This window comes from Allobosea sp. 2RAB26, assembly GCF_052115465.1.
Taxonomy (GTDB): Bacteria; Pseudomonadota; Alphaproteobacteria; order Rhizobiales; family Beijerinckiaceae; genus Allobosea.
The window spans coordinates 38,113-63,729 of the sequence record NZ_JBFRGS010000010.1 but is presented as its reverse complement, the minus strand read 5'-3'; the positions used below and the strand labels follow the sequence as shown (position 1 = coordinate 63,729).

Genomic DNA, 25,617 nt, shown 5'->3' with positions numbered 1-25,617 from the left:
TTGCGGCTTGCTGTTTTCTGGCTCGACGTTGAAGCGGTCTGCCTGATCCGTGGGGGCCCGCTGCACCATGGCGGAGGGCCTGGTACCCCTCGATCGATCAAGTTGCTGGCGCGCGACGGCTTTGACGTGTATCAGGCGCTCCAATGGCAATGAACGATATCCAATCGACGGAAGCCCGTCCCTTCGGCGCTTTCGCACCTCAGGGCCTCGTGGCCCAGATCATCAACTGGACACGCGGGGCTCCGGACAGCTACCTCGGTCGCAAATTCGCCTATGCGCTGCGCCGCATCGGGCTGAGTTCGCTTGCGGGCCAGCCCGTCGATATCGAAGCGCTTGGCGTGCAGATGCGCCTCCATCCAGACGGCAATGTCTGCGAGAAGCGCGTATTGTTCACGCCGCAATATTTTGATCCTTACGAGCGGGAACTGCTGACGGGGCGGGCGCGCCAGCGTGAAGGTTTCCGCTTCATCGATATCGGCTCGAATATCGGCGCCTATTCGCTTTGCGTTGCGGCGGCAGCTGGCCCGGGAGCGCGTATCCTGGCCGTCGAGCCGCAGCCCGAGATCTTTTCGCGCCTGACGTTCAACATTGCGCAAAATCCGTTTGGCTCGGTCAAGGCCATTGCGTGCGCGCTGGCCGATAAGCCGGGCGAGTTGACGCTGTTTCTCGACCCGAACAACCGTGGCGAGTCGAGCGTCCGCATCCTGCGCTCCAGTGCCGGCAGCACGGTTCGGGTGCCGGCGACGACACTGCTCGCCCTGATGGAGAACGAGGGCTATGACCGCCTCGACGCAGTCAAGCTCGATGTCGAGGGGGCTGAGGACCTGATCCTCGAGCCCTTCCTGCGCGATGCGCCCGAAGCGCTCTGGCCCGAGCTGATCATCATCGAGGATTCGCGCAACCGTTGGCAGAGCGATCTCATCGCCCTCCTGACCGCGAGCGGTTATGTGCTCACAGCTCAGACACGCATCAACCTCATCTTCGAACGCAAGCGCGGCTGACGTTTTCGCTGCTGTTCAGCGCCTCATGCATAGCGGGCAGGCCATACACGGCGTTTCTGCCGCTTGAGCCGTTTGCGCCAAGGTCCTAGCTCTAAAGCGTGATCAGGAAAGCTCATGTCGCAGCGCTCCTAACCCGGCGCGGCATGAGCGGGCGGCGGATCAGCATCATCGTCACGAGCTGGCGGCATGTCTTGCCGTCCGGCACCTGGAGGAGCCGGCCATGACCGACGCACCGCTGAATCGTCCACCCGTCACGGCCGCAATCCTGGTGATCGGCGACGAGATTCTGTCGGGGCGGACGAAGGACAAGAATATCGGCTACATCGCCGAGTATCTGACCAATATCGGCATCGAGTTGCGCCAGGTTCGTGTCGTGCCCGATTCCCTTGACGAGATCGTCTCTGCGGTCAATGCATTGCGCTCTCGCTATACATATGTCTTTACCACGGGCGGCATCGGCCCGACCCATGACGACATCACGGCCGACTCGGTCGCTGCGGCTTTCGGCGTGCCGATCAATGTCGATCCGCGCGCGGTTGCGATGCTGTCAGAGCGCTTTCCGCCGGACCAGCTCAACGAAGCGCGCATGCGCATGGCGCGCATCCCCGAGGGCGGGGAGTTGATCGCGAACTCCGTCTCGAAGGCTCCGGGCTTCATCATCGCCAATGTCATCGTCATGGCGGGCGTGCCGGCGATCATGCAAGCGATGCTCGACGTGGTCGGACCCACTCTCAAGACAGGAACGCGCATTCTGTCCGACACGGTGCGGGCCGGACTGCGTGAAGGCGATATCGGCACGGCTCTCGGCGAGATCGCTCAGGCTCATCCGCAGGTCGCGATCGGCTCCTATCCCTTCTGGTCCGAGACTGGTCCTGATACGAATGTCGTGGTGCGCTCGCGCGATCCTGAGAAATTAGATCAGGCGATGGCGGCGGTGAAGCAGATGATCGAGCATGAGCGCGCTCGATTACGTCGGTGATCTCTTTCCTTATTTAGTTATTTTTGATCATATATTTTAAGATTATTCTTTTTATTGCATTGTTTACTTTTGATAATTGTCAGAATCAATTGATTTTAAGTCTTTATGAATAGAAAACTATAGTTTTTGATGTATTCGTTGCCGCGAATACATCGCTAATAGTGCCTGTTAAACCATTTATAAACCGTCATAATTCATCCTCGACTTGCGGTCGGCTTGCCGGCAGCGCTCATGTCGACGCGGCGGTTCCGGGGGGAACGGTGTCGGTGTGGGCTGCATGTGTCCGGCCCGTGCGGAGTGCTCTGCGCTCCCGTGCCGGAACAGCGATCGGGAGGTTGTATGTCGCGCCTTTCCAGCCTGTTCTCCAATCGACGCCTTGCCGCCCAGGTCGCGGCGATCAACCGCTCACAAGCCGTCATCGAATTCGATCTGAACGGCATGATCCTCAACGCCAACGAGAATTTCCTGAACGTGCTGGGCTATACCCTCGACGAAATCAGGGGGCAGCACCACCGCATGTTCGTCGATCCGGCCGAGCGGGAGAGCGCGGCCTATCGCAGGTTTTGGGAGGATCTCGGGCGTGGTGAATTCTCGACGGGCCAGTACTTGCGTGTCGGCAAGGGAGGCAAGGAGGTCTGGATCCAGGCCAGCTACAACCCGCTCCTTGGTGCCGGTGGCAAACCGCGAGGCGTGATCAAATACGCCTTTGATGTCACGGCACAGAAGAACCGCCTCGCTGATCTTGAAGGGCAGCAGGCTGCCATCAGCAAGGCGCAGGCGGTAATCGAATTCGACCTCAAGGGGCATGTGCTGACGGCCAACGAGAACTTTCTTGCTGTACTCGGCTATTCGCTTGGCGAGATCCAGGGGCAGCATCACCGCATGTTCGTCGATCCGGTCGAGCGCGAGAGCTTGGCCTATCGCCAGTTCTGGGAGCGCCTCGGGCGTGGCGAATACGATGCCGCGCAATATCGCCGCATCGGCAAGGGCGGCAAGGAGGTCTGGATCCAGGCATCCTACAATCCGATCTTCGACGCCAAGGGCACGCCCTTCAAGGTCGTGAAGTTCGCAACCGACATCACTGCGACCTTCCGCGGTCAGCAGCTCGAGGCCGCGGTGAAGGAGACTGGCGAGGTCATCGCTCGTGCCAAGTGCAAGGACCTGACGGGGCGCATCGCGCTCGCGGGCAAGAGCGGCGAGGTTGCGCAGCTCTGCGCCGGCGTCAACGATCTGCTCGACACCATGTCCGAGATGGTCGGCTCGGTCCGCGACATCTCGCACCAGATCGCCAGCGCATCGAGCAAGATCTCGTCCGACAGTGCCCAGCTCGCCGAGCGCACGGAAGCCAATGCCTCCAGCCTGCAGGAGACTGCGGCGACAACCGAGGAGCTCGCGGCTTCCGTGAAGCACAGCGCGGGTCACTCCCGCACCGCCGTCAGCCTCGGCCACGAGGCGCGCGACGTCGCGGAGCGTGGCGGCACGATCGTTGCCGAGGCGGTGAGTGCGATGACGCGGATCGAGCAGGCTTCGGCCGGCATATCCGAGATCATCTCGATGATCGACGGCATCGCGTTCCAGACCAATCTGCTGGCGCTGAATGCCGCGGTCGAGGCGGCCCGCGCGGGGGATGCCGGGCGCGGGTTCGCGGTCGTGGCAACCGAGGTGAGGGCTCTTGCCGCGCGTTGCAGCGAATCCGCCAACGGGGTCAAATCGCTGATCGCCAATTCGAGCGACCAGATCCATACCGGCGTCAGTCTGGTGAAGAATGCCGGCGCGACGCTTCAGGAAATCGTCTCGGCTGCGAGCCGCGTCGCCTCGACGGTCAACGAAATCTCGGAAGCAACGGCCGAGCAGGCCAATGGTATCGATGAGATGGCCAGGACGGTCGCTCATATGGACGAGATCACCCAGCAGAATGCCCTGCTTGCCGATGAGAGCGCGAACGTGGCGCAGGAGCTGAGGCAGGATACCGAGCGCTTGAGCGCGATGGTCGCAGCATTCCGGCTGCAAGATGGCGGACCAGGTTTCGAAACCGTGATTGCGCGCCAGATCGAGCAGAGGGCGCCACATCTCACCAGGACCATTCCCGCTCCGCTTTCGCCGCCTGCCAAGGGGGCGCCGAAGCTGAGGCGCGTCGTGTCAGGCGGCCCTGCCGATGGCTGGTCGGAGTTCTGATACCCGCTGAAACACGACCGATTGGGGATGAAGCGGGACGCGCCTCTTGCCAGCGCCCCGCTTATAGGCTTTCCGGATTGTCACAGAAACCGTGACAGCCGCTCCGGAGCCCCCAATGGCCGAACCGACCTCCAACAAGGCCTTCCCTGTCTCCTGGGACCAGTTCCATCGCGATGCGCGCGCGCTCGCCTGGCGGCTGGCCGAGAAGGGGCCCTTCGAGGCCATCGTCTGCATCACCCGCGGTGGTCTGGTACCGGCGGCGATCATCTGCCGCGAACTGGGCTTGCGCCTGATCGAGACGGTCTGCGTCGCGAGCTACCACGACTACAAGAACCAGTCCGAGCTCAAGGTGCTGAAGGACGTCGCTCCCTCGATCAGGGCGATCGGTGACGGCAAGGGGAGGGGCGTTCTGGTGGTCGACGATCTCACCGACACAGGGAAGACGGCGCGTGTCGTGCGCGAAATGCTGCCCAATGCCCATTTCGCAACGGTCTATGCGAAGCCGGCCGGGGTGCCGACGGTCGACACCTTCGTTACCGAGGTCAGCCAGGACACCTGGATCTATTTTCCCTGGGATATGGGGCTGGCCTATGTCGAGCCGATCGCCAAGGATCACAAGGGCTGAGCCCCGGGCTTCGCCGCTTGAGCGGTCATTCCGGGCGCGGCAACCCGTCTGGAATGACCGGCAAGGGCTCGTTACGCCAGACTGCGCGCGCGCAGCGCGATCAACATGCCGGTGATTGCGAGCGCCATGCCGGCGATCTCGACCGGGGACGGTCGCTCGCCGAGCAGGAGCGTGCCGGCGAGCGCGGTCACGACCGGTACCAGCGGCAGGAACAGGGCCGCCCGTCCGGCGCCAAGGATGGCGACGGCCTGCGTGTAGAGAAACAGCGCGAAGGCGCCGACCAGCAATCCCTGATAGATCGCCTGCAGCGCTATGGCTGAAAGTGCCGCCTGCGTCAGATGCACGGGCATCACCAGTGCGACGAGCGGCAGGAGCGGCACCGACAGCAGGCATGTCGCCATGGTGACTTCGATCGCATCAGCGCCCCAGCGCCGGCAGAGCAGGCCGAAGGCCGACCAGAGCAAGGCGATCAGCACGAAGAGCATGTCGCCGATCCAGGCGCCTTCGCGGGTCGGCGTGTTGGCCAGGGCCTCCATCGAGAACAGCGCGACGCCGAGAACGATGACGCTGAGACCGGCGAGGCGGGCCGTGCTCGCGCGCTCGCCGAGCACCCACCATGCGAGCAATGCGGTGCAGACCGGGATCAGTCCGGGCGAGATGACCGAGGAATGCAGGGCGGGGGCGAAATGGGCGCCGCCGACGAGGATCAGGCTATAGGTCGGGCCTACGATCGCGGTCAGGATGATGGCTCGCCGCCAGCCGAGCTTGCCGACCGGAAAAGGCTTCATGCGCCTGAGCGCGAAGGGCAGCAGCACGAGTGCGGCGGCTGCAAAGCGCAGGATCGTGACATCGGCTGCGGTCATGCCATCTGCGACCGATTGCCGTGAGATCACGGCCTGAATGCCCCAGATCGCTGCCGCCAGGATGCCGCAGGCAAAGCCGAGCCAGGGGCGTTGCTGCCTGGCGAGAGACAGCGATTGCGGCCGGATGGCTTGGTTCACGCGAAAACTCTCGGAGGGCGGCGAGGCAGCGCCATATGCGGGCTCTAGCCATCGCGCGACAAGCGCGGCGGACAGGCGACGGGGCTGTTGGCGGCGCATGGCGCAGCAACGCGAGTTTGCCTGGCATGGAGCCGTCGCGACGATGGAGCCTGCCCTCTGCACTGCTTCTGCAGGCCCCTCACACAGGCCCGCTAACTCAGGTCGGACGAGCGCTGGGGAGGAGAGAAAGCCCTGCACGAGGGATGCAGTTCCTCCGTTAGATCGTCATTGCCTTAACAGCTTTTGCATTGTTTGCCGTTACGTCATGGCCGGCGGCGGCCGGGCTATGAGCGTCGATGGTCGCAGGCGCGGCGGTGCGTGCGTTTTCGGGGGCATATTGTTCCCCTCTGTTTGCAGCGCGATCCCGCTGATGGCAGCCCGAAATGAGATGAGCAGGACGGCGAGGGCAAGGGCAATGCAGCAAAGGCCAGAATTTCTGGAAAATTCCGTCATCATCGGCGCCCACCCCGACGATGAACTGCTCTGGTTCAATTCAATCCTGCGCGACGCTGACGAGGTCGTCATCGTCTACCGCCATTTCTGGGGGAAGCCCGGGATTGGCGAAGCGCGGGCGGCCGCAATCGCCGAATATCCCCGCGGCAACGTCACCTGTCTCGATGTCGACGAGTCGGGCGCCTATGGCTGCGCCAACTGGGCTGATCCCGTGCTGACCGGGGCCGGTATCGGTTTCGGCATCGAGGCCGAGCGCCGGGCAATGACGCGCCTCGCCCGCAAGTCCGTTGCAGCCCTGCCGGCGGTGAAGCTCGAGCGCATCGCCGCCGCCAGCGTATCCAGGGCCTATGAAACGAACTTCCAGATCATATGCGAGTTGCTGAGACGGCGCCTGCGGCCAGAGACGAACGTCTTCACGCATAATCCCTGGGGCGAGTACGGGCATGAAGAGCACATCCAGGTGTTCCGCGCCCTGAATGTGCTGCGCGAGGAGATCGGCTTTCGGCTCTGGATGTCGAATTACTGCACCGAACGCGCCTTGCCCCTGGCGATGCGTCATTTCTCGCGTGCGCCCGGCGGTTACATCAGATTGCCGACCGACAAGGTCTTCGCCAATGCGGTCGCGGACGTCTACCGCAAGCACAATTGCTGGACCTGGGACGATAACTGGGCATGGTTCGACGAGGAATGCTTCATGGAAGCGCCGAGGGAGGCCTCGGCGACGGCAGCGCACCGGCACCTTTTTCCGCTCAATTTCTTCACGATTGGCGAGGAGCGGCCGAGGAACTGGCTACCCGTGGCCATGACGATATCGGCGGCGTTCGCGTTCACCCTTGCCGAAGCCATCTGAGTTGGATCGATTTCGGCTCGGGTGCTCGTTCCAGCAGAACGTTGGCGGTGCAAATCCGGGTGGGCGCCCGGTCGTTCGCGGCGCATGCAACCGTTCCGGCGATATGGGTGAGGAGAACCATTTAACGTCTTGCGACATCGTCGTTTCCTGGGCGCGCGACCATCCCTCTCACTGCGCTGCTTTGACTTCATTGTGACATAACATTTGTTGCGGCGCACATTTTTGCCGTAAACCAAGGTTAGTGAGCGGTCGTCCGGCAGCGTTTGCAAATTGAATTTGCCAACTCTGTGCCTGCGCTTAAGCCTATCATCGCTACCTATGCCTTCCTCTTGGTCATAAGTCCGAGATCCTTCTCTCTATGATCGATTGACGTTCCCCGCGAAGGGTGGTTCGCGGCGAATTATATTGTCAGTCATCATAAGAATAAAGAAAGGGGCGGAATGATTTCATTCCTTCAACTTAAGTCGCGCAGTATCGGCGCTGGTGCGCTGCTGCTCCTGGCAGCCTGCCTGGTTGTCACATTCAGCTTTACTCAGGCGCCGGCTGAAACCCGGTCTCGCTCCGGAGCCGGCGCTCCGCCTCCGGCAGCCTCATCACATTCGGCGCGCGATTGGGTGCCTTACGATCTACCGGAGACGGCCCCGCCTCGGCGCGATAGCAGCCTTCGGCTCACGGTAGATCGCCCAACTGCGGGAGCTACCAATGCCGGTCGTCGTCCTGCCGTCGCGGCCAATCGCGGTCGCCCTCCTGCACCGGCGACCATTGCCGGTCGTGCTCTTCCGGCAGAGACGATTGCCGACCATCCGCTTGCGGCAGAGGCCAGTGCCGAGCGCCCTCTGGGGGCAGAGACCATTGCTGATCACCCTCTCGCGGCAGAGGCCAGCGCCGATCATCCCCCCGCGGAAGCGACCAATGCTGTTTCAAGCATCGCCGCGGACAGTGTCACGGCGCCGGCCGTCAAGTTCATGAGCTCGGCGCTACGGCCGATCACTTTCAGCCTTCTGATCGCCAAACCCGGGGAACTGCTGAAATCGGCCATCAAGGTGATGCATCTGCTCGGCATCATTCTGGGATTGGGCGCCGCGACGGTCCTCGATCTCGTGATCGTCAAATTCCTCGTCTCCGGAAAGATCAAGGCTGAACAGGTTGCGATGGTCAAATTCATGACCGGTATCGTATCGGCTGGCCTCGCGGTGCTCTGGGTTTCCGGAATTCTGTACCTGGCGCATTACGCGATGTTTGACCCGGTCAAGCTCGGGAACCAGAAGGTCTGGGCCAAGATCGCGATCGTCGGCGTTCTCACGATCAACGGCTACTTCATCCACAAAACGGTACTGCCGTTGATGGAAAAGCAGATCGGACGGTCGCTCTTTGCAGGCCTGTCGCGCAAGCAGATTACGATGATGATGGTCTTCGGCACGGTCTCGGCGACATCCTGGTATGTGCCGCTGATCCTGGGCGCCATGCCGCATTTCAACTTCATCGTGCCCGCTCCGCGGCTGCTCGTGGCCTATGCGCTGATCCTGCTCATCGCCATCGCTGCGACCCATGGCATGGTTGACACCATCCGGCGCCGCGGTCGCCTGGAGCCCCAGCTGCAGCCCGCATTCTGACGCCAGCATGACGGCCTGCGCGCATGATCGGTGCGCAGGCCACAGCCGAAGGGCGGTTGCCTGGTCGCGAATGACCAAGCAACCGCCCTTCTGCGTTCGACGGGGCTGCGTCACCAATGGCGCCGATGCCGTTGCCACGGATCGGGCTGGATGCGATTGCAGCTTGAGCGGAGAGCAGGGGCTCGACCGTCGCATTCGCGTTGAAACCGGACGGTATCCCGCTACGGTGAACCTCCATGGGAAACGCCAGCCGGGAGCAGAGCCAGGATATGGCCGCCACCGAATTGAACGCGTCGGATTTCGACGCCAAGGACGCGCGCATCACGCTGTTTCGGGGGCTGCTTCAGGCGGTTGCGCGGCGTGGCAAGGGCCGCGTCGCGCTCGAGGATCCGGAGCGTCAGCCGGTGACCTTCGGCCGGCTCGTTCTGGGAGCGCTGGTTCTGGGGCGAAAGCTCGCTTCAGGCACGGAGTTGGGGGAACGCGTCGGACTGATGCTGCCCAATGTCCAGGGCATGGCGGTGACGCTGTTCGGGCTTTCGGCCTATGGCCGCGTGCCGGCACTGCTGAACTTCACGGCAGGGGTGAAGAACCTGCGGGCGGCGGCCGAACTGGCCAGCTTGAAGACGATCGTCACCTCGCGTCGCTTCGTCAACCAGGCCAAGCTCGACGATGAGATCGCGGCACTCGGCGAGGGCAGGCGGGTTGTCTATCTCGAGGATATCCGCCGGGATTTGACCAGTTTCGACAAGATGCTTGCCGCGATGCAGAGCCTGGCACCGGCATTTGCCCTGCGGGCCTATGAAGGGCGGCCGGATGATCCAGCTGTGGTGCTGTTCACCTCCGGCACCGAGGGCAAGCCGAAGGGCGTGGTGCTGAGTCACGCCAACCTCGTCTCGAATACCCGCCAGATCTTTGCGCTTGCGGCCGGCTTCCTCTCCGAGCGCGATATTGTCATGAACGCGTTGCCCGCTTTCCATTCCTTCGGCCTGACCGCAGGGCTGCTGATGCCGCTGCTCCACGGCATGAAGGTCGTGCTCTATCCGAGCCCGCTCCATTACAAGCAGGTGCCGAAACTGATCGGCGAGATGGGCTGCACCTTCCTGTTCTCGACCGACACATTCCTCCAGGGCTATGCGCGCGCTGCCGATCCCGACGATCTGAAGAGCGTGCGCTATGTCGTGGCCGGAGCCGAGCGCGTGAAGCCGGAGACACGCGCGATGTGGCAGCCCTACGGCACCACGATCCTCGAAGGCTACGGCTGCACCGAATGCTCGCCGGTGCTCGCCTGCAACACTCCCGTCGCGACCCGCGAGGGCAGCGTCGGAAAACTCCTGCCCGGTATCGAGGCCCGGCTCGATCCGGTCGAGGGCATTCATGAAGGTGGGCGGCTGAATGTCCGCGGCCCGAATGTGATGCTGGGCTATCTCAGCGCGGACGAGCCCGGGCGTGTCGTGCCGCCCGAAGGCGGTTGGCACGATACCGGCGATATCGTGGTGATCGAGGACGGCTTCGTCAGCATCCGCGGCAGGGCCAAGCGATTCGCCAAGCTCGGCGGCGAGATGGTCTCGCTGGCTGCGGTGGAAACTATGGTGGCGGCCCTCTGGCCTGGGTTCAATCATGTCGTTGTCGCGCTACCGGATGCGCGCAAGGGCGAGCAACTCGTGCTGGTCACCGAAAAGCCTGATGCCGACAAGGCTGCGTTGCAGGTAGCGGCGAAGCAGCAGGGCTTTCCCGAACTGTGGACGCCGCGCGCCATTTTGGTCGCGCGCGCGATTCCGGTGCTGGGCAACGGCAAGATCGACTATGGTGCGACGCGCGAGCTTGCGTCGACGATGCGGGCGCTGCTGTGACGCCATAATTCTACGGTTATTGCCCGAGTCATGATCATGACGGCCGCCTCTTCCCTCGCCGCAATAATGCGCGTCGCAGCGCTCCTGCCGGCTCTTTCCTTCGCGGGCCCCGCCGATCTCGCGGCGCAGGCGCCGAGCCAGACCTACGAGCGGCGCGACGAATGCATCGAGGCGGGACGGCTCACTGCTGCGCAATGTGATTTCGCCTATCGCAATGCCCGGGCCGAATTCGAGGAGAAGGCGCCACGTTATGCGTCGCGCGCCCTGTGCGAGCGCAGCCACAAGCGCTGTGGTGCACAGGTTTCCTCGACGGGTGGCTGGGACTCCTTTGGCCGTGGGGGCGCGACCTATGTGCCGCGCTTCACCGGTGTCCGCGTCACGGGAGAGGGAACCGCGAGCCGCGCCCTGCCCGTGGTCGAGGGCGCGACGAAGATCGCCTTCGCCGGCCGCTCGATCACGATACTCGAGGACAAGATTGGTGGGCGGCGCGGCGTCATCGGCCAGGCCAGCTCGATTGGGAGAGGCGGGCGCGGCCACGATCCGCAGGAGAGCGGCCCCTATGTAAAGCGCGGCGATCGCGACGACACCGTGCGCGTGCCGATGGAGCAGAAGCGCATCGGCTCCGATGTTGCGCCGGGGCTCTATGTCGATCCCGATGGAGTCGAGTGGTACAAGCCCGCTCGCCGTCATTGAGGCGCTTGCGCCCGCCGTCTGCTGTCGCTAGGGCTGCGTCCACGCGGACGTGGCGAAACTGGTAGACGCACGAGACTTAAAATCTTGCGCCCTAAAGGCTTGCGGGTTCGAGTCCCGCCGTCCGCACCAAGCTTGCCTTGCGATTGCGCGGATCAGCCGCGCGGCCCGTGCCGAAACACCAGGCTCAGATTGTTCGCCGGCATCTCGGTTACGTCCGGCTCACCAAACCCTGCCTGTTTCGCCAGTGCAACGACGTCGCCGAGTTCGCGCAAGCCCCATTCCGCGTTGCGGGCGCGCAGGCTTTCATCGAAGGCGAGGTTGCTCGATTCGAGGGTGCGGCCAGGCCGGCGATAGGGCCCGTAGAGATAGAGTGGAGCGCCTTCCGGCAGCAGCTTGCCGGCCTGCATCATCAGCCCACGCGTCGCGGCCCAGGGCGAGATATGGATCATGTTGATGCAGATGATGGCATCGGCGGCGGAGACCGGCCATTCGGCCGCTGCGGCATCGAGCTGAACGGGCGGACGAATATTGGCGAGCCGGCTTTCCCTGATCCAGGCCGCAGTACTGATGAGCGCATCCTGATCAGGGTCCGAGGGCTGGAAGGTCAGTGCGGGCAGGGCGGCGGCGAAATGGCTGACATGCTCGCCCGAGCCGCTGGCGATCTCCAGGACCAGGCCGGTGGCTGGAAGGGTCGAGCGCAGGATAGCGAGGATCGGCTCACGATTGCGCAGTGTCGCGGGGGCGAAGAGACGTGGATCAGTCATGGCTCGAGGCGTGCTCCGGAAGTATCGACGCTGTCATCGAAGGCCAGGTAGAGCATTCATCTCACCTGTCCCCCTTACAGTTAAGGCACGGAGCTTCTTCGCGCCCGCCAAAATTTCGCTATCACAAACTTCAAGCTTACCCATCGCCAAGTCGTCGCGATGCGCTATAAGAAGCCCGAAAGCAGGTCGATATTGAGCGCGGCCCTGCATGCTGCGGGCGGGTTTTGTTAACCGAGATCCTGATTGTCGTCGCGTTGACCGTCATTAACGGTCTTCTCGCCATGTCCGAACTCGCAGTGGTCTCCTCCCGTCCGGCGCGGCTCAAGGTTCTCAGCGATCAAGGCAGCAAGGGTGCAGCGACGGCGATACGCCTCGCGGAGCATCCCGGCCGGTTCCTTTCGACGGTGCAGATCGGCATCACGCTGGTCGGTGTCCTGTCCGGTGCCTTCTCCGGTGCGACGCTGGGTGCGCGTCTGTCGGAATGGTTGATAGGGCAAGGGTTCTCAAATCGTGTCGCCGATGGTCTTGGCGTCGGGACGGTCGTCGTTGCCATTACCTATCTCTCGCTGATCGTCGGCGAACTGGTGCCGAAGCAGATCGCGTTGCGCGACCCCGAGCGGGTGGCGGCGCGCGTTGCGCCGATGATGTCCCTGCTGTCGCGCATCGGTGCGCCGTTGGTTTTCCTGCTCGACCTCTCCGGCAAGACCGTGCTGGCGCTGCTCGGCCAGAAGGGCGAGTCGGAAGAAAGGGTGACCGAGGAAGAGGTCCGCACCATCATTGCCGAGGCCGAAACAGCCGGCGTGCTGGAGCGCGACGAACGCGAGATGATCTCGGGTGTGATGCGCCTTGCCGATCGCTCCGCCCGTGCGCTGATGACGCCGCGCCGCGAGGTCGAGGTCATCGATCTCTCCGATACAGCTGAGGAGATCCGCGCGCAGGTTCGTGCCTCCAAACGCTCCCGGCTCCCGGTTCAGGACGGCGAGTCGGACGCGATCGTCGGCGTCATTGTGGTCAAGGATATGGTCGATTTCCTGTCCGCCGGCAGCACCGAGGATCTGCGCGCCCTGGTGCAGGAAGCACCCGTGGTGATGGACACCGCCAACGCCCTGCTGGTGCTGCGGGAGATCAAGTCCTCGCGCGTCCACATGGCGCTGGTCTTCGACGAGTACGGCCATTTCGAAGGCATCATCACACCCGGCGACGTGCTGGAGGCGATCACCGGCGTCTTCCAGGAGGAGGACGAGGACGAGCCGCCGATCGTCACGCGTGCCGACGGCTCCTATCTCGTTGCAGGCTGGATGCAGGTGGACGAGTTCTCGCACGAACTCGGCATCCACATTCCGCGCGATGCCGATTTCCAGACGGTCGCGGGCTTCATCCTGGCCGAACTCAACCATCTGCCCAATGTCGGAGAGTTCTTCGAGAAGGGGCATTGGCGCTTCGAGGTGGTCGACCTCGACGGGCGCCGCATCGACAAGGTGCTGGTGAGCCGTCTGGATTGAGCACGCCCTTTGCCCTTGCACCGGCATGTCCGGTGCAAGGCGAGACAGCTCGAAATCGCAATTGCCCCTGCCGGAGTAGCGGTGATCCAATCTTGCTCAAGGGGGGCTTGCGACGACCCCCGTGAGACGTCTGCCCAAGGATCGCGTCCGTTTTCCTCACTCAGGGATGGATGCTCGTATCTTCCAGCACATAGATCACCACATCCCACTTGTACCGGCTCATCGGCCTGCCCGATGCCCAGGCGACCATCTGGGTGACGCGCTCACGTCCCAAGGTCGACCGCATCGCGTGCCCCCGGCTGATTCGCCGCTTGGTCGATCCGAAGGCGGTGTTCCTATTCGTGGCCCCTTCGGAGGTCGTGGCGGTGGCCGATCGCTTCCAGGCCGTTCCCTTCGACATAGACGGCGTATTCTGGAGTGATCGCGGCGAGCGTTGCAGCTTTGACATCATGCTGGAGGAATTTGGCCTCGCCTCGGCGGTGCTGGATCGTCTCGCCACGATCGTGCGCGCCGCCGATACGGCGCGGCTCGATCTGGTGCCGGAAGCCGCTAGTTTCCTGGCTGCCTCGCTGGGGCTATCGCGCATGTTCAAGGACGATCTGGCACAACGCGATGCCGGTATGCTGCTCTATGACGCTTTCTATCGCTGGTGCCGGGATGCGACCGAAGAAACCCATAACTGGCCGTCCCCAACGAGTAGGACCTGAGCGGCGGCCATGACGATCGCAGCGACGGACAAGGCGGCGCCAGCAGTGGCGGGCATGCCGACGCTCGGTGAAGCAACGAGAGTGTGGGCCTGGCCGCGATGATTGGAATGCTGCGCTTCAAGTCGGGATGATCCCGACTCTCGCCGCCTGCGCGGCTGCGGGCCTCCGGCTGTCGAAGCTATCTGCCTGAGAGCCCAGGGCATCGAGCCGAAGAGTGGAAACCACTGTTCGGAGACATCCGATGCTGCGCAAAGAGATCGTTCGCCCCATTGCGGCCGGTCAGACGCATCGCGATCGTGTCAGCGCCGCGGCTGCTCGCCAGGCTCGATGATGCGGTACTCGGCATCGATGACCTCGACGCGCGCAGCACCGGGACGGACCGGAGCGAACGGATCGCGCTGGTCGAACCCGGCAGCCTTCAGCTTGCTCTTCAGGCGCCAGGCCGCGATCGCGCCGGCAGCAAGCACGACGGGAATGAGGATCAGGGCGAGGCTCGCTGCGAGGAGGAACAGCGTCACGCCAAGAACGAGGCTTGCTGCCATGGTCAGCCAGGAGGCCCAGCGCGGCATGCGAGTCCTCTGGCCGGCGAGCTGCTCGTAGAGATTGACGCGGATCATGTGGTCTCCATCCGATGGGTCCACATGAGAGATAGGAAGTGAATGCGGCGAAGGCGAGATGTCCTACGCTTGCAATCGCCAATCGTAGAGCCAATCGAGACGATGGCGCATGCCATCGGGCCCAAGGCGGCGCATTGCGAAGTTGCGCGCGATAGTCCAGGGCCATTCCAAATGATACGCCCGGCCGTTGCTGCGGCTCGTGGCCTGGACGCGCCGGGCACGGTCCTGCCGGGCTGTCGCATAGGCCGCGAGCGCTGCCGGTAGCGCTGCGGCGCCGCCCTGCTGGAGATGAACCGTCAGTTCCTGCGTAAGGACGCCGGCATCCTCGATCGCCAGCGCGGCACCCTGCGCCATGAAGGGCAGGACCGGATGGGCGGCATCGCCGAGCAAGGCGATGCGCCCCTGTGCCATCGCTGCGGGCGGCCGGTCGAAGAGCGACCAGACCAGCCAGTGGGGCGCCGCTGTCGCAAGCTTGTGCAGCCCGGGCTCGGCCTTGGTGAGATGAGCGGTGAGTTGCCCGGGCTCACCGTCGCGGGACCAACCCTCACGGGCCTCCTTCGCTTCGCGAATGACGACGAGATTGGTCTCGCGACCACCGGAGACAGGGTAATGCACGGCATGGCGGCCCGGGCCGAGATGCAGGGTCACGACGCCGGGCGCGGCGCGGCCGCCGGCGTTGGGTACCAGGGTCCGCCAGGCCTCATAGCCGGTGAAGACCGGCGGAGCGGTATCACCGATGAGTTCGCGGCTGCGCGACCAGAGCCCGTCGGCGCCGACGAGCGCCAGTGCCGAAATGGTCTCCAACTGGCCGGCTTCGGTCGCGAGCGTCGCGGTGATGCCGTCTGCGTTCTGGGCGATGTCGCGCAGGCCGCGGCCGACGATCAGCCGGATGCCGGGCAGGGAACGGGCGGCGTCGAGCAGCAGAGTGTGCAGGTCGGTTCGGCGTATGGTGCGGAAGGGTGTTCCGGAGCCAGCTGCGGTCATCGGCATTTCAGCCAGCGGAGAACCATCCTGCCAGCGTCGCACAACGAGGCGTTCGGCAACCACAGAGGCGCGCTTGACGGCGAGGCCGAGATCGAGAGCTTCGAGAACATGCCCGGCATTTGGCGAAAGCTGGATGCCGGCACCGGTTTCCCCGAAGCCGGTGCGCTTTTCCGCGACCGTCACGGAGAAGCCGCGCCGCGCCAGCGCAATGGCGGCTGTAAGCCCGCCGATGCCGGATCCGGCGATCAGGATATGGGGAGCGGACACGGCTGTCTTCGGCAATCGGATGCGCCAGAAACCGGAACGACCGGTCGCGATCGGAAGCGGCGGGCGCCTTGAACGCCGGCGCCCGTCACGCTGCCTTGGCTGCCTCGTGATGGGCGCATTCCGGCGGCGTGCAGGCGCCTGCCGACAGCGAGGGCTCGTATTTGAACAAGGTCGAGCAATAAGGGCAGATGATCTCGCCGTCTGAGCCCATGTCGAGGAAAACATGCGGGTGATCGAAGGGCGGCTTGGCCCCGATGCACATGAATTCCTTCGCGCCGACATGAATGGCGGCAACGCCGGGCTGGTTATGGAAATGCGGGATGCCCGTATCGGCCATGGATCATGCTCTTGCGTTGATTTGCCCCACCTCTAACCCGTCACGCCGGCCCGCGCCAGTGTGCGCAAGCGCCTCAGGGCGCCCGGAAACAGGCACCTGCAATCGATCCGGTGCGCGCGCTTTCTTCGCGGGTGAGCGTGTTTGACAGGACTTTTTGCCAGAGCCCGTCGCGCTTGAGGCCATCGATCGCGCAATTGCAGGCCTTCTCGCACACTTGCAGCGAGGTTTCGGCGCTGACACAGCTGCGCAGGCAGGAGATCAGAAACGGACGAGCTTCCTGCTCGGGGCCGACGGCCAGCCGCATGACGATGAGCAGCACTCCGAGGAAGATCGGCTGGTGCAGCAGGTAGACGCTGAGGCTGTGTCGCCCGCCCCAGGCGATGACGCGGGCCGGCAGCGAGCGCGCCTGCCAATGGCTCCAGCTTCCCTGTCTGGCGAGCGCCACCTTCCCAAGAAACATGCCTGTGAGCACGCATCCGAACCAGGGCACGATCGGTACGAAATCGGCGGTTGCCCCGGAGACATGGGCGAAGCCGAGCCAGAGCAGCCAGGGCTGATCGAGGATTTGCGGCGGAGGCAGCAGTGGCAGCGCGAAAAACAGGGCGCTGAACAGGAGCAGGACAGCGGCCGGCAGTCGCAGGAAGGGCAGGGCGAGCACGCTGGAGAGCGCGATATTGTGGAGGATGCCGAAGTAGATGAAGCTCTCCGGCATGGCGAACCAGGTCGCGATCGTGACCAGCGCCGCGGCGCCTGCGACCATGGCCAGCCGGCGGAAATAGGCGGGCAGGTTCACGCCCCTGCGCGTGGCCAGCACCAGGCTGAAGCCGACGATGGTCAGGAAGGACCCTGCGATCAGGCGCGCGAAGGCGCTCCAGCCGGGATGGGCGGGGACATCGGTTGCAATCAGGTCAAAATGGGAAAGATCATAGGCGAAGTGGTAGACGAACATCGCCAGCAGAGCGAGGCCGCGGGCAAGGTCGACAAGGTCGATCCGGCGGCGTGGAAGCGACGATCTCGGGGCCGTCTCAGCGTGGCTCATATCAGCCTTCATAGGCAAGCGGCGGAAACACAGCTACACAAAGTCGCTCCTGCATGGCAGGTGAAGACCCCCAGCAGCTTCCGCGACGTGCCATGCAGAAATTCTCCTCGGACGGCGTCAATCTCGCCTTCATCGACCTCGCCCCGACCAATGACGCGCCGCGCGGCGAGAGCATCATCCTGGTCCATGGCTTTGCCTCCAGCCACATGGTCAACTGGGTCAATACGCAGTGGACGAAGACATTGACCCATGCGGGTTACCGTGTCGTTGCGCTCGACAATCGCGGCCACGGCCAGAGCGACAAACCGCATGAGCCGGAGGCCTATTCCTCGCACATCATGGCGGAGGATGCGCGCCGCCTGATGGATCACCTCGAGATCGCGCGGGCGGACGTGATGGGTTATTCGATGGGCGCGCGCATCTCTGCCCATCTCGCGCTTGCCCATCCGCAGCGCCTGCGTTCGCTGCTGCTCGGCGGGCTCGGCATCCATCTTGTCGAGGGCGTCGGCCTGCCGCTCGGCATTGCGGATGCGATGGAGGCTCCCTCGCTCGATGTCCTGAGCGACCCGATGCAGCGGATGTTCCGTGCCTTTGCGGACGCCAACAAGAGCGATCTCAAGGCACTCGCAGCCTGCATTCGCGGGTCGCGGCAGACGCTCACGCCAGACGAGGTCGGCCGCATCGCGATGCCGACCCTGGTCAGCGTCGGAACCAAGGACGATGTCGCGGGCTCCGGGCAGGAACTCGCGGCTCTCATTCCGAATGCGGAGGCTTTCGCGATCGAGGGGCGCGATCACAACCTCGCAGTCGGGGACAAGACCCACAAGCAGGCCGTGCTCGATTTCCTGAGATGGCTCTGAGCCGACGATTTCATCGCCCCGCGATGACATGCCGGCGGATGCAATGGTTGGGGGCGGATATCCGGGGTTTGATGCCGGTTTCCCTGCGGTCCAGGCAGGGCCAGGCAGCGTTCTTGTTTGGCATTGCAGCATGGCGCCGTGCTAGAGTGGGGTTCTGAAACACACCGTATTCCGGAGAACGATCATGCCGTCAGGGCGCTCCGTCGTAGAATCGCGCCACCCGGTCACCGGGCTCGACAGGGTCGATCCGGTTTGGACCCGGCTGCGGCGCGAGGCCGAACAGGCGCTCGGCATCGAGCCAGCGCTGGGCAGCCTGATTCTGTCGTCGATTCTCAACCAGCCGAGTTTCGAGGCGGTGGTCGGCCATCGCGTGGCGGCGCGGCTCGCGCATCCCGCTCTTGGGGCGGATCTGATCGAGCAGGCCTTTGCCGAGGCCATCGCTGCCGACCCCGAGATCGCCCAGGGCATGCGCGCCGATGTTCTTGCGGTGCTCGACCGTGACCCGGCCTGCAAGCGGCTGATCGAGCCCGTGCTGTTCTTCAAGGGCTTCCACGCCCTGCAGGGCCACCGGCTGGCGCATTGGCTGCTCAACCAGGGGCGCCGCGATTTCGCGCTTTATCTGCAGAGCCGTTCCTCCGAAGTATTCCAGACCGACATCAATCCCGCGGCGCGCATCGGCAAGGGCATTTTCCTCGACCATGCGACGGGCCTCGTGGTCGGCGAAACGACTGTGATCGAGGATGATGTCTCGATGCTGCAGGACGTGACGCTGGGCGGCACCGGCAAGGAGAGCGGCGACCGCCATCCGAAGATTCGCAAGGGGGTGCTGATCGGCGCCGGCGCCAAGATCCTCGGCAATATCGAAGTCGGCAAATGCGCCCGTGTCGCAGCCGGTTCAGTCGTGCTGACAGCGGTGCCGCGTAACACTACCGTTGCCGGCGTACCCGCAAAGGTAGTCGGGGAAGCGGGCTGCGCCGAGCCGTCGCGCTCCATGGATCAGATTCTCGCCGGCGACTGCGGCGCTCACATCTGAGCACCATTCCGTCCTGACGCCTGCAGCCAATCCGCGACCTCCTGGCGGCGGGGGTGACCTTGTGCCGGCAACAGCAGGGTCATCCGGTCCGGTGTCGTCAACGCAGGTCCAAGCGGCGCGACCAGCCGACCATCGGCAAGATAGGGCTGGAGCAGGCTGAGCCGGCCCATCAGCACGCCAGCACCCGACAGCGCAGCATCGAGCGCGACGCTGTAGAGCGAGAATGACGGGCCACGCGCCGGATCGACGCTCTCACCGGCGTCGATGGAGGCCAGCCAGCGCGCCCAGTCGCCGCGCCAGACCGCGTCGTGCAGCAGGGTCTCATCAGCGAGGCCGGCAACGGTCTGGAGCCGGGATGCGACGGCGGGAGAGCAGACCGGTGTGATCGCATCAGGGTCGAGCACGAGCGCCGATGGAGCGGCCTTGCGATCCCCGAGATAGAAGATGGCGATGTCGCAAAGCTCGTGCCTTGCGTTCGGTGGTTGCTCCATGGCCGAGACCGAGACCTGCAATCCGGGGAACGCTTGCTGAAGCCCGGCAAGACGCGGTGAGAGCCATAGCTGGGCGATGCAGGGCAGGGCGGCGATGGTGAGCGTGCGGCTCTCATGCCCTCCGCCCAGTTCCAGCATCGACGATGCCAGCAGATCAAAGCCGCGGCTGAGGCGCGGCAGCGCCGCACGGGCAGCCGGCGTCAAGGCGACACCTTGTGGCAACCGCCGGAACAGCTGGACCCCGAGCGCTGCCTCCAGCTGTCGGATCTGCTGCGTCACCGCGCCAGCCGTCACTCCGAGTTCCTCTGCTGCCTTGGCAAAACTCTCGCAGCGCGCGGCGGCCTCGAAGGCACGTAGCGCGTTGAGTGGGGGCAGACGGGGGCGTGGTGGCGTCACGGGCATGGCGACCTGTCTGAGCCTTAGATTTTCTCTGTCTTGCGGCGACGATAACTCGTTTGCGCCACCTGCGGCAAACGGCTCCAATCACGGCGTACCGCGCGTTGCGGTTCGACCGGATGGAGAAACGGACATGGCGGCGTTGGGCAGGCGCGACTGGGTGCCAGCGGCAAGCGAGGACTACGTGCTCACGGTCGCCGAGACCGTCGCCCTGCAGGATCTCGATGCGACCGAGCGGTCGATCCAGGCGTTGACGACGGAGAACCGCGCGATCCACGAGCGCGATTGCGTCAATCTCAACCCCGCAACCAATATCATGAACCCGAAAGCGGAGGCGGCGCTCTCGGCCGGCCTGGGCGCGCGGCCTTCGCTCGGTTACCCCGGCGACAAATATGAGATGGGGCTCGAGGCGATCGAGAAGATCGAGATCATTGCCGCGGAGCTCGCGGCACAGGTCTTTGGTGCCCGCTACGCAGAAATCCGGGTGCCGTCGGGTGCCATCGCCAATCTCTATGCCTTCATGGCGGTGGCGAAGGCGGGGGACTGCATCATCGCTCCACCGGGCGATATCGGCGGGCATGTCACTCATCATGGCGCTGGCGCGGCCGGGCTTTACGGCGTCATCACCCATCCCGCGCCGGTCGACGCGCTGAACTACACAGTCGATCTCGGCAGGCTGCGTGAGGACGCATTGCGTCTCCGCCCGAAGCTGATCAGCATCGGCGGCAGCCTCAACCTGTTCGCGCATCCGATCCGCGAGATCCGCGCCATCGCGGACGAGGTCGGAGCGATCGTGCTGTTCGATGCCGCCCATATGTCCGGCATGATCGCCGGCCATGCCTGGCAGCAACCACTGCAGGAGGGAGCGCATCTGATGACGATGAGCACCTACAAGAGCCTGGGCGGTCCGCCTTCGGGCCTGATCGTCACCAATGACGCCGACCTTGCCAGGAAGCTCGATGCCATCGCCTATCCCGGTCTGACCGCCAATTTCGACGCGGCAAAATCGGCATCTCTCGCCATTACGCTGCTCGACTGGAAGGCGCATGGCCGCGCCTATGCGCAGATGATGGCGCAGACCGCGAAGGCGCTGGCCGATGCCCTTGTCGAACGGCAGGTCCCGGTCTTCGCGCGCGATCGCGGCATCACGACATCGCATCAGTTCGCCATCGAGGCGGCCCCCTACGGCGGCGGGCAGGCGGCCGCGAAACGGCTGCGCGAGGTCAACATCCTGAGTTGCGGGATCGGCCTGCCGATCGCGCCCGTCGCAGGCGATGTCAACGGCCTGCGGCTCGGGACGCCCGAGATCGTGCGCTTCGGCATGACAGCTGCCGACATGCCGGAGCTCGCCGGCTATATCGCTGAAGGTCTGAGCGGAGCTCGGCCCGCCGAGGCCGTTGCACGGGATGTCACGGCCTTGCGCAGCCGCTTCACGAAGCTGCACTTCATGCGCTGACGAGTGGCGGCCGGCGGGCAGGTGCGTACCGGCGCCGAAACCTCATGCGCCGGCCCGAAGCGTCGAACGCGGTTTCGGACCGATGCAAACACGGAGGATCAGCTCATCGGACCGGATACGAGACCCGGAGCGATGAGCTAGCCGCTGCGCTTCGCATAGCGATCAAGCATCTCGGCGCGCAGCGCAGCCTCGGAGACGAGATGCGCGCCGCCGAGCCAGATCGACTCGATTGCGCCGGTGCTGTCGCGGACCAGGCGTGCTGTCTCACCCGGGCTGTTGAAGCCCGACGCCTTGCTCAGGCGACCCTGGTCAGGAGCCTCGACCGCGATCTCTCCCGCGTCGAGAAAGGGCGTGAAGAGGGCCGGGCTGGCGCAGAGCACCTTGTTGCCGACGGGGACGAGATCGCCGCAGGCCCAGATGCTCCACCAGCGCCCAACCCAGCCTTCGGTCTCGGGTGAGGGGCCACCTTCATCGGAAAATGTCCGGACGATGTGGAGGATGCCGTCGAGCCATTGATGGGCCAACCCGTCAATGGCATTGGTCAGGACCGAGATCGTCAGGTCCTGCTTCGGCAGGACGACGGTGCGGGTGATGAAGCCCTGGAATCCACCGGAATGGCCGAACCATTTCCAGTCGCCATGTCCGCCGGAAATCGTGCCAAGGCCGTAATGGCGGCCAAGGCTGGCTTCGTCGTCGGGCCAGAGACGGCGGCTCATCTCGCGGCGACTGAGCGGCGACAGGATGCTGCGCTCTGCCTGCGGTGAAAGCTGCGCGAAGTAACGCGCGACGTCTGCGGCAGTAGCCACGAAGCCGGCGGCGGAGGTCATGGCGTGTCCGGGGTTGTCTCCGGGAATGACCACCCTGCGCCCAAGAGGCATTCTGGGGCTATGACCCTTGGCCATGGGGCGGTCTGCCCAGAGCCCGATATCAGGGCGGGTTTCGCTGAGTTGCGCAGGTGCGACGACCTCGGCGGCAATCCAGTCACGATAGGCCTGGCCCGTCACGGCTTCGATGACGAGGCCGAGAAGGCCGAAGCCATGGTTCGAGTATTTGAAGCGCTGCGAGGGCGGAAAGGGCTGCGCAACCGAGAGATCGGCGAGCAGCTCGTCCTTGCTGAGATAGGGCTTGCGGTCGAAGAACTGGCCGTTGTCGGCGCCATCTCGGGTCAGGCCGGCGCTGTTCGAGAGCAGTTGCGCCAGGGTCACGGCGGCGACGTCAGGATGCAGGCCGGTGACAAAGCTACCGACCTTGTCATCGAGCCTGATGCGGCCCGCCTCGACCAGTCGCAGGATCCCGGCTGCCGTGAACGTCTTGGAATGCGAGGCGATGCGAAAGCCGTGGCGCGGCGTCAACGCTTCTCCGGTCTCGATGTCGGCGCTGCCGAAGGCAGCCTCCAGGACGATCTTCTGGCCGCTCGCGATGGCCACGGCGCAGCCCGGCTGATCGTGATGGCGGCGCTGGAATTCGAGCCAGCTCGAGACATAATTCAGGGCAGCGGGCAGCCAGGGCGTCATCGGGCAATCCATCATTGGCGATGTGGGGGATGGAACATGGCACGATCACCGCGAGGGCGGCAGATATGCAGGAGCAAGCGCTGCCATGCGAGCGTGACGCAGCGCGAGGCCCGGATCTCAGGTTGAACGCGGGCGTGACAGCGTTTCGCTTGCCCTCGCAGCCCGGCCATGGCATCCGTCCCGCCACTCTGAAAGGACCAACCAGTGGACAAGACAGAACTCGCCAAGCTCGAAGCCTATCTTCGGCGCACCTTCGCCAATCATGGCATCAGCGTGCGGGCGCGCATGAAGAAGACCGATTCCGCCGAGGTTTATCTGGGTGAAGAGTTCATCGGCATCATCCATGTCGACGACGAGGATGGCGACCGCTCGTTCAACTTCACCATGGCGATCCTCGACGTCGATCTCGAAGGCTGAGGGCCATCAGCGGCTCAGCGCATCATCCCATCGATGGTGCGCCTGACGCCGCCGACCATCAGCTCCCAGTCGGCGATGACGGCGCGCGGGAAGCGGATGTTCACGTCAAGTCCGCGATGCCGGAAGGTGACGCGGCAGAGTTCGTCGAGAGGGGCGGGGCCGGTGTTCACCGGGCAGCGCGCTGCAAAGCCTCGCCCATCCGGGACCGAAACGTAGAGTTCGTCGCCCTCATAGGGTGAGCCCTTGCGGAACCCGCGTACGACAAGCCCGCCCGGATTGGACCAGACCGTCGGAGTCAGGAAGCGGGCATAGACCGAGAGCTGTGTCGCCGGCTCGTTGACCTTGTCGGGCGGGCTCAACGTGACCAGTAGCTTGCGTCGGCTTTGGGCGGTCACGGGACCGAAACTCGGCCAGTCGAGACGCAGCCGGGTCATGCCGACCACCCGCTCGCTGTCTTCCTGTTCGGAGCCGGCCAGATCCTGGGGAACCAGAAGCGAGACCTGGCCGACGCGCGCCGGCTGGTGCTGGGTCACAGGAGCTGCCGCCAGGCGATGGCCGTAGAGAGCGTATCCGGTTGCTGCGGCGGCAACCAGCAGGATCGCGCCGGCCGCCTTCCAGAGCGCGCCGTCAGCGCGAGGCAGGGGCGGCGGCGGCCGATTCAGGCGTGCGCGGACCACGGTCGTGAGGCCGGCGGCGCGTTGGGGCGAATGGTGCGCGTATGCGGTCAAGATCCAAGCACCTCGATAACAGGTGCCAGTGACTGAATCAGACGCGCCTTAATGCTCCGTAAACCATGCGGATTGCGCGAGGATTGCCGCGCGGCGCAAGGGTTAACCATCGCTAACGAGATTTCTTCACACTTCGTAAACCATGCGGCACAGTGCAGGTGCGTTCTCGCCCGGAGCCGTGACGTTGCGTATCGAACCCGCTGCCGTCGAGGCACTCCAGTCCCTGTTCATCGGCTTTGCCTTTGCCGGGCTGATGGCGAGCGCCTTCGAGCTGTTCACCGAGAAGCGTGCTGATTTTCAACTGCTGCAGACGGGAGGGTTGGCCGCGGTCGCGAGCGTGCCGGTCGTCGTCTTCAGCGCGCCGTTTCTCATCCTTCGCAATACCGTGAGGGGCCGCCGCAGCGATGGCCGGCCCTTTGCCTTCGTCATGCTGGCGAGCATGGCGGCGTCTCTCTGGAGCGTCGCCTCGGGGCGCGTGGTGCTCGACCTGCTGCATTACGTCGGCGGCGCTTGACGGGGCGGCCGGCCGACCTGCAATCCTCGCGGCAGGTTTGCAGAAGGATGATCCGCCCATGCCGCTCTATTCGCTCGACGGGACTGCCCCCGAATGCCCCGCCGCAGGCCAGTGGTGGCTTGCGCCCGATGCGCATGTGATCGGCAGGGTGAAGCTCGCAGCCGGCGTCGGAATCTGGTTCGGCGCAGTGCTGCGTGGCGACAATGAATGGATCGAAATCGGCGAAGGCAGCAATATCCAGGAGGGCTGCGTCCTGCACACCGATATGGGCTCGCCGCTGCGCGTCGGAGCCGGCTGCACCATCGGCCACCGGGCGATCCTGCATGGCTGCATCATCGGAGAGAACAGCCTGATCGGGATGGGCGCGACGGTACTGAACGGCGCGAAAATCGGCCGCAACAGCCTGGTCGGCGCCAATGCTCTCGTGACCGAGGGCAAGGAGTTTCCGGAGAACTCGCTGATCGTCGGGTCTCCCGCCCGCGCCATCCGCACGCTCGACGAGGCGGCGATTGCCGGCATTGCAGGCTCGGCCCGTGCCTATGTCGCGCGCTGGAAGCAGTTTGCCGTCGGGCTCAAGCAGATCGGCTGAAGCAGCGGCCCGAAGGGCGGATTGCGGTTTTCAGGAAGGCCGGCGCACACGCAGAAGTTCAGATCCTCGGTCCGGGTACGATATCTGGTCCGATCATCCAACCGCACCGGCCAGGGCCGGAAA

25 protein-coding genes, 1 tRNA gene and 1 pseudogene are annotated in these 25,617 nt (G+C 64.4%); 17 read left to right on the top strand and 10 right to left on the bottom strand.

Annotated elements, in window-relative coordinates; all coding sequences use genetic code 11:
* Positions 1-143: 143 nt before the first annotated feature.
* The 4 genes from AB4118_RS20130 (at position 144) to gpt (ending at position 4,780) form a co-directional block, all read left to right on the top strand.
* Positions 144-1,001: an FkbM family methyltransferase gene (locus AB4118_RS20130; protein WP_441491426.1), complete on the top strand. Its 858-nt coding sequence runs from the start codon at positions 144-146 to the stop codon at positions 999-1,001.
* Between the two features lie 220 nt (positions 1,002-1,221).
* Positions 1,222-1,980: a competence/damage-inducible protein A gene (locus tag AB4118_RS20125; protein ID WP_441491425.1), complete on the top strand. Its 759-nt coding sequence runs from the start codon at positions 1,222-1,224 to the stop codon at positions 1,978-1,980.
* 339 nt (positions 1,981-2,319) lie between these two features.
* Positions 2,320-4,155, top strand: a complete 1,836-nt coding sequence (locus tag AB4118_RS20120) for a methyl-accepting chemotaxis protein (RefSeq protein ID WP_441491424.1) — start codon at positions 2,320-2,322, stop codon at positions 4,153-4,155.
* Between the two features lie 115 nt (positions 4,156-4,270).
* A complete protein-coding gene (gpt, locus tag AB4118_RS20115; protein ID WP_441491423.1) occupies positions 4,271-4,780 on the top strand; it encodes a xanthine phosphoribosyltransferase in 510 nt (169 codons plus the stop codon).
* Positions 4,781-4,851: 71 nt separating this feature from the next.
* On the opposite strand, the gene AB4118_RS20110 is transcribed toward gpt, so the two are convergent.
* Positions 4,852-5,781: a DMT family transporter gene (locus AB4118_RS20110; RefSeq protein WP_441491422.1), complete on the bottom strand. Its 930-nt coding sequence runs from the start codon at positions 5,779-5,781 to the stop codon at positions 4,852-4,854.
* Between the two features lie 454 nt (positions 5,782-6,235).
* Here AB4118_RS20110 and AB4118_RS20105 point away from each other — a divergent pair, with 454 nt between their 5' ends.
* The 5 genes from AB4118_RS20105 (at position 6,236) to AB4118_RS20085 (ending at position 11,408) form a co-directional block, all read left to right on the top strand.
* Positions 6,236-7,123: a hypothetical protein gene (locus AB4118_RS20105; RefSeq protein ID WP_441491421.1), complete on the top strand. Its 888-nt coding sequence runs from the start codon at positions 6,236-6,238 to the stop codon at positions 7,121-7,123.
* A gap of 965 nt (positions 7,124-8,088) precedes the next feature.
* Positions 8,089-8,736 (top strand): hypothetical protein, encoded by a 648-nt coding sequence (locus AB4118_RS20100; protein ID WP_441491420.1) that lies wholly within the window; start codon positions 8,089-8,091, stop codon positions 8,734-8,736.
* Between the two features lie 236 nt (positions 8,737-8,972).
* Positions 8,973-10,586, top strand: a complete 1,614-nt coding sequence (locus AB4118_RS20095) for an AMP-binding protein (protein WP_441491419.1) — start codon at positions 8,973-8,975, stop codon at positions 10,584-10,586.
* Positions 10,587-10,622: 36 nt separating this feature from the next.
* Positions 10,623-11,279, top strand: coding sequence for a DUF1190 domain-containing protein (locus AB4118_RS20090; protein ID WP_441491418.1), 657 nt, complete (start codon positions 10,623-10,625; stop codon positions 11,277-11,279).
* Positions 11,280-11,322: 43 nt separating this feature from the next.
* Positions 11,323-11,408: transfer RNA gene (locus AB4118_RS20085), tRNA-Leu, on the top strand.
* 23 nt (positions 11,409-11,431) lie between these two features.
* Here AB4118_RS20085 and AB4118_RS20080 read toward each other — a convergent pair.
* A complete protein-coding gene (locus AB4118_RS20080) occupies positions 11,432-12,043 on the bottom strand; it encodes a DUF938 domain-containing protein (protein ID WP_441491417.1) in 612 nt (203 codons plus the stop codon).
* A gap of 239 nt (positions 12,044-12,282) precedes the next feature.
* On the opposite strand from AB4118_RS20080, the gene AB4118_RS20075 reads away from it, so the two are divergent.
* Positions 12,283-13,545, top strand: a complete 1,263-nt coding sequence (locus AB4118_RS20075) for a hemolysin family protein (protein WP_441491564.1) — start codon at positions 12,283-12,285, stop codon at positions 13,543-13,545.
* A gap of 160 nt (positions 13,546-13,705) precedes the next feature.
* Here AB4118_RS20075 and AB4118_RS20070 read toward each other — a convergent pair whose 3' ends face one another.
* Positions 13,706-13,831, bottom strand: a complete 126-nt coding sequence (locus tag AB4118_RS20070) for a hypothetical protein (RefSeq protein WP_441491566.1) — start codon at positions 13,829-13,831, stop codon at positions 13,706-13,708.
* Between AB4118_RS20070 and AB4118_RS20065 the strand changes: the two are divergent.
* Positions 13,791-14,252 (top strand): annotated as a pseudogene (locus AB4118_RS20065) (chromate resistance protein ChrB domain-containing protein); the annotation flags it as partial. The gene AB4118_RS20070 and the pseudogene AB4118_RS20065 overlap by 41 nt on opposite strands.
* Positions 14,253-14,551: 299 nt before the next feature.
* On the opposite strand, the gene AB4118_RS20060 reads toward AB4118_RS20065, so the two are convergent.
* The 4 genes from AB4118_RS20060 to AB4118_RS20045 form a co-directional block, all read right to left on the bottom strand.
* Positions 14,552-14,869 carry a hypothetical protein gene (locus AB4118_RS20060; RefSeq protein WP_441491416.1) on the bottom strand — a complete coding sequence of 106 codons (318 nt, stop codon included), beginning with the start codon at positions 14,867-14,869 and terminating at the stop codon, positions 14,552-14,554.
* A 63-nt stretch (positions 14,870-14,932) separates the two neighbouring features.
* Positions 14,933-16,120 carry an FAD-dependent monooxygenase gene (locus tag AB4118_RS20055; protein WP_441491415.1) on the bottom strand — a complete coding sequence of 396 codons (1,188 nt, stop codon included), beginning with the start codon at positions 16,118-16,120 and terminating at the stop codon, positions 14,933-14,935.
* Between the two features lie 85 nt (positions 16,121-16,205).
* Complete coding sequence (locus tag AB4118_RS20050; protein ID WP_441491414.1) at positions 16,206-16,457, bottom strand: zinc-finger domain-containing protein; 252 nt, start codon at positions 16,455-16,457, stop codon at positions 16,206-16,208.
* 73 nt (positions 16,458-16,530) lie between these two features.
* A complete protein-coding gene (locus AB4118_RS20045; protein WP_441491413.1) occupies positions 16,531-17,496 on the bottom strand; it encodes a heparan-alpha-glucosaminide N-acetyltransferase in 966 nt (321 codons plus the stop codon).
* A gap of 92 nt (positions 17,497-17,588) precedes the next feature.
* Here AB4118_RS20045 and AB4118_RS20040 point away from each other — a divergent pair, with 92 nt between their 5' ends.
* Together AB4118_RS20040 and cysE are read left to right on the top strand one after the other, a co-directional pair.
* Entirely contained in the window at positions 17,589-18,356 is a 768-nt protein-coding gene (locus tag AB4118_RS20040) for an alpha/beta fold hydrolase (RefSeq protein ID WP_441491412.1), read from the top strand.
* A 184-nt stretch (positions 18,357-18,540) separates the two neighbouring features.
* On the top strand, positions 18,541-19,389 hold the full coding sequence (gene cysE / locus AB4118_RS20035) for a serine O-acetyltransferase (RefSeq protein WP_441491411.1): 849 nt from the start codon (positions 18,541-18,543) through the stop codon (positions 19,387-19,389).
* Here cysE and AB4118_RS20030 read toward each other — a convergent pair.
* On the bottom strand, positions 19,380-20,282 hold the full coding sequence (locus AB4118_RS20030) for a LysR substrate-binding domain-containing protein (protein ID WP_441491410.1): 903 nt from the start codon (positions 20,280-20,282) through the stop codon (positions 19,380-19,382). The two genes, cysE and AB4118_RS20030, sit on opposite strands and share 10 nt — an antisense overlap.
* 127 nt (positions 20,283-20,409) lie before the next feature.
* Here AB4118_RS20030 and AB4118_RS20025 point away from each other — a divergent pair, with 127 nt between their 5' ends.
* Positions 20,410-21,732, top strand: coding sequence for a serine hydroxymethyltransferase (locus AB4118_RS20025; RefSeq protein WP_441491409.1), 1,323 nt, complete (start codon positions 20,410-20,412; stop codon positions 21,730-21,732).
* A gap of 137 nt (positions 21,733-21,869) precedes the next feature.
* Here the strand turns inward: AB4118_RS20025 and AB4118_RS20020 are convergent, their stop codons facing one another.
* The gene (locus tag AB4118_RS20020; protein WP_441491408.1) at positions 21,870-23,246 is read right to left on the bottom strand and encodes a serine hydrolase domain-containing protein; all 1,377 of its coding nucleotides are present in this window, start codon (positions 23,244-23,246) and stop codon (positions 21,870-21,872) included.
* A 204-nt stretch (positions 23,247-23,450) separates the two neighbouring features.
* Here AB4118_RS20020 and AB4118_RS20015 point away from each other — a divergent pair, with 204 nt between their 5' ends.
* On the top strand, positions 23,451-23,663 hold the full coding sequence (locus AB4118_RS20015; RefSeq protein ID WP_441491407.1) for a DUF3126 family protein: 213 nt from the start codon (positions 23,451-23,453) through the stop codon (positions 23,661-23,663).
* 14 nt (positions 23,664-23,677) lie between these two features.
* Here AB4118_RS20015 and AB4118_RS20010 read toward each other — a convergent pair whose 3' ends face one another.
* Entirely contained in the window at positions 23,678-24,391 is a 714-nt protein-coding gene (locus AB4118_RS20010; RefSeq protein WP_441491406.1) for a hypothetical protein, read from the bottom strand.
* Between the two features lie 184 nt (positions 24,392-24,575).
* On the opposite strand from AB4118_RS20010, the gene AB4118_RS20005 reads away from it, so the two are divergent.
* Together AB4118_RS20005 and AB4118_RS20000 are read left to right on the top strand one after the other, a co-directional pair.
* Positions 24,576-24,905: a DUF6949 family protein gene (locus AB4118_RS20005; RefSeq protein WP_069882633.1), complete on the top strand. Its 330-nt coding sequence runs from the start codon at positions 24,576-24,578 to the stop codon at positions 24,903-24,905.
* Positions 24,906-24,963: 58 nt separating this feature from the next.
* Positions 24,964-25,494 (top strand): gamma carbonic anhydrase family protein, encoded by a 531-nt coding sequence (locus tag AB4118_RS20000; RefSeq protein WP_441491405.1) that lies wholly within the window; start codon positions 24,964-24,966, stop codon positions 25,492-25,494.
* The last annotated feature ends 123 nt before the right edge of the window (positions 25,495-25,617 follow it).

Bases quoted from the DNA above. Each gene is read 5' to 3' on its own strand.
- AB4118_RS20130 (WP_441491426.1), top strand. From the start codon at position 144: ATGGCAATGAACGATATCCAATCGACGGAAGCCCGTCCCTTCGGCGCT.
- AB4118_RS20125 (WP_441491425.1), top strand. From the start codon at position 1,222: ATGACCGACGCACCGCTGAATCGTCCACCCGTCACGGCCGCAATCCTG.
- AB4118_RS20120 (WP_441491424.1), top strand. From the start codon at position 2,320: ATGTCGCGCCTTTCCAGCCTGTTCTCCAATCGACGCCTTGCCGCCCAG.
- gpt (WP_441491423.1), top strand. From the start codon at position 4,271: ATGGCCGAACCGACCTCCAACAAGGCCTTCCCTGTCTCCTGGGACCAG.
- AB4118_RS20105 (WP_441491421.1), top strand. From the start codon at position 6,236: ATGCAGCAAAGGCCAGAATTTCTGGAAAATTCCGTCATCATCGGCGCC.
- AB4118_RS20100 (WP_441491420.1), top strand. From the start codon at position 8,089: ATGAGCTCGGCGCTACGGCCGATCACTTTCAGCCTTCTGATCGCCAAA.
- AB4118_RS20095 (WP_441491419.1), top strand. From the start codon at position 8,973: ATGGGAAACGCCAGCCGGGAGCAGAGCCAGGATATGGCCGCCACCGAA.
- AB4118_RS20090 (WP_441491418.1), top strand. From the start codon at position 10,623: ATGACGGCCGCCTCTTCCCTCGCCGCAATAATGCGCGTCGCAGCGCTC.
- AB4118_RS20080 (WP_441491417.1), bottom strand. From the start codon at position 12,043: ATGACTGATCCACGTCTCTTCGCCCCCGCGACACTGCGCAATCGTGAG.
- AB4118_RS20070 (WP_441491566.1), bottom strand. From the start codon at position 13,831: ATGCGGTCGACCTTGGGACGTGAGCGCGTCACCCAGATGGTCGCCTGG.
- AB4118_RS20060 (WP_441491416.1), bottom strand. From the start codon at position 14,869: ATGATCCGCGTCAATCTCTACGAGCAGCTCGCCGGCCAGAGGACTCGC.
- AB4118_RS20050 (WP_441491414.1), bottom strand. From the start codon at position 16,457: ATGGCCGATACGGGCATCCCGCATTTCCATAACCAGCCCGGCGTTGCC.
- AB4118_RS20045 (WP_441491413.1), bottom strand. From the start codon at position 17,496: ATGAGCCACGCTGAGACGGCCCCGAGATCGTCGCTTCCACGCCGCCGG.
- AB4118_RS20040 (WP_441491412.1), top strand. From the start codon at position 17,589: ATGCAGAAATTCTCCTCGGACGGCGTCAATCTCGCCTTCATCGACCTC.
- cysE (WP_441491411.1), top strand. From the start codon at position 18,541: ATGCCGTCAGGGCGCTCCGTCGTAGAATCGCGCCACCCGGTCACCGGG.
- AB4118_RS20030 (WP_441491410.1), bottom strand. From the start codon at position 20,282: ATGCCCGTGACGCCACCACGCCCCCGTCTGCCCCCACTCAACGCGCTA.
- AB4118_RS20025 (WP_441491409.1), top strand. From the start codon at position 20,410: ATGGCGGCGTTGGGCAGGCGCGACTGGGTGCCAGCGGCAAGCGAGGAC.
- AB4118_RS20020 (WP_441491408.1), bottom strand. From the start codon at position 23,246: ATGACGCCCTGGCTGCCCGCTGCCCTGAATTATGTCTCGAGCTGGCTC.
- AB4118_RS20000 (WP_441491405.1), top strand. From the start codon at position 24,964: ATGCCGCTCTATTCGCTCGACGGGACTGCCCCCGAATGCCCCGCCGCA.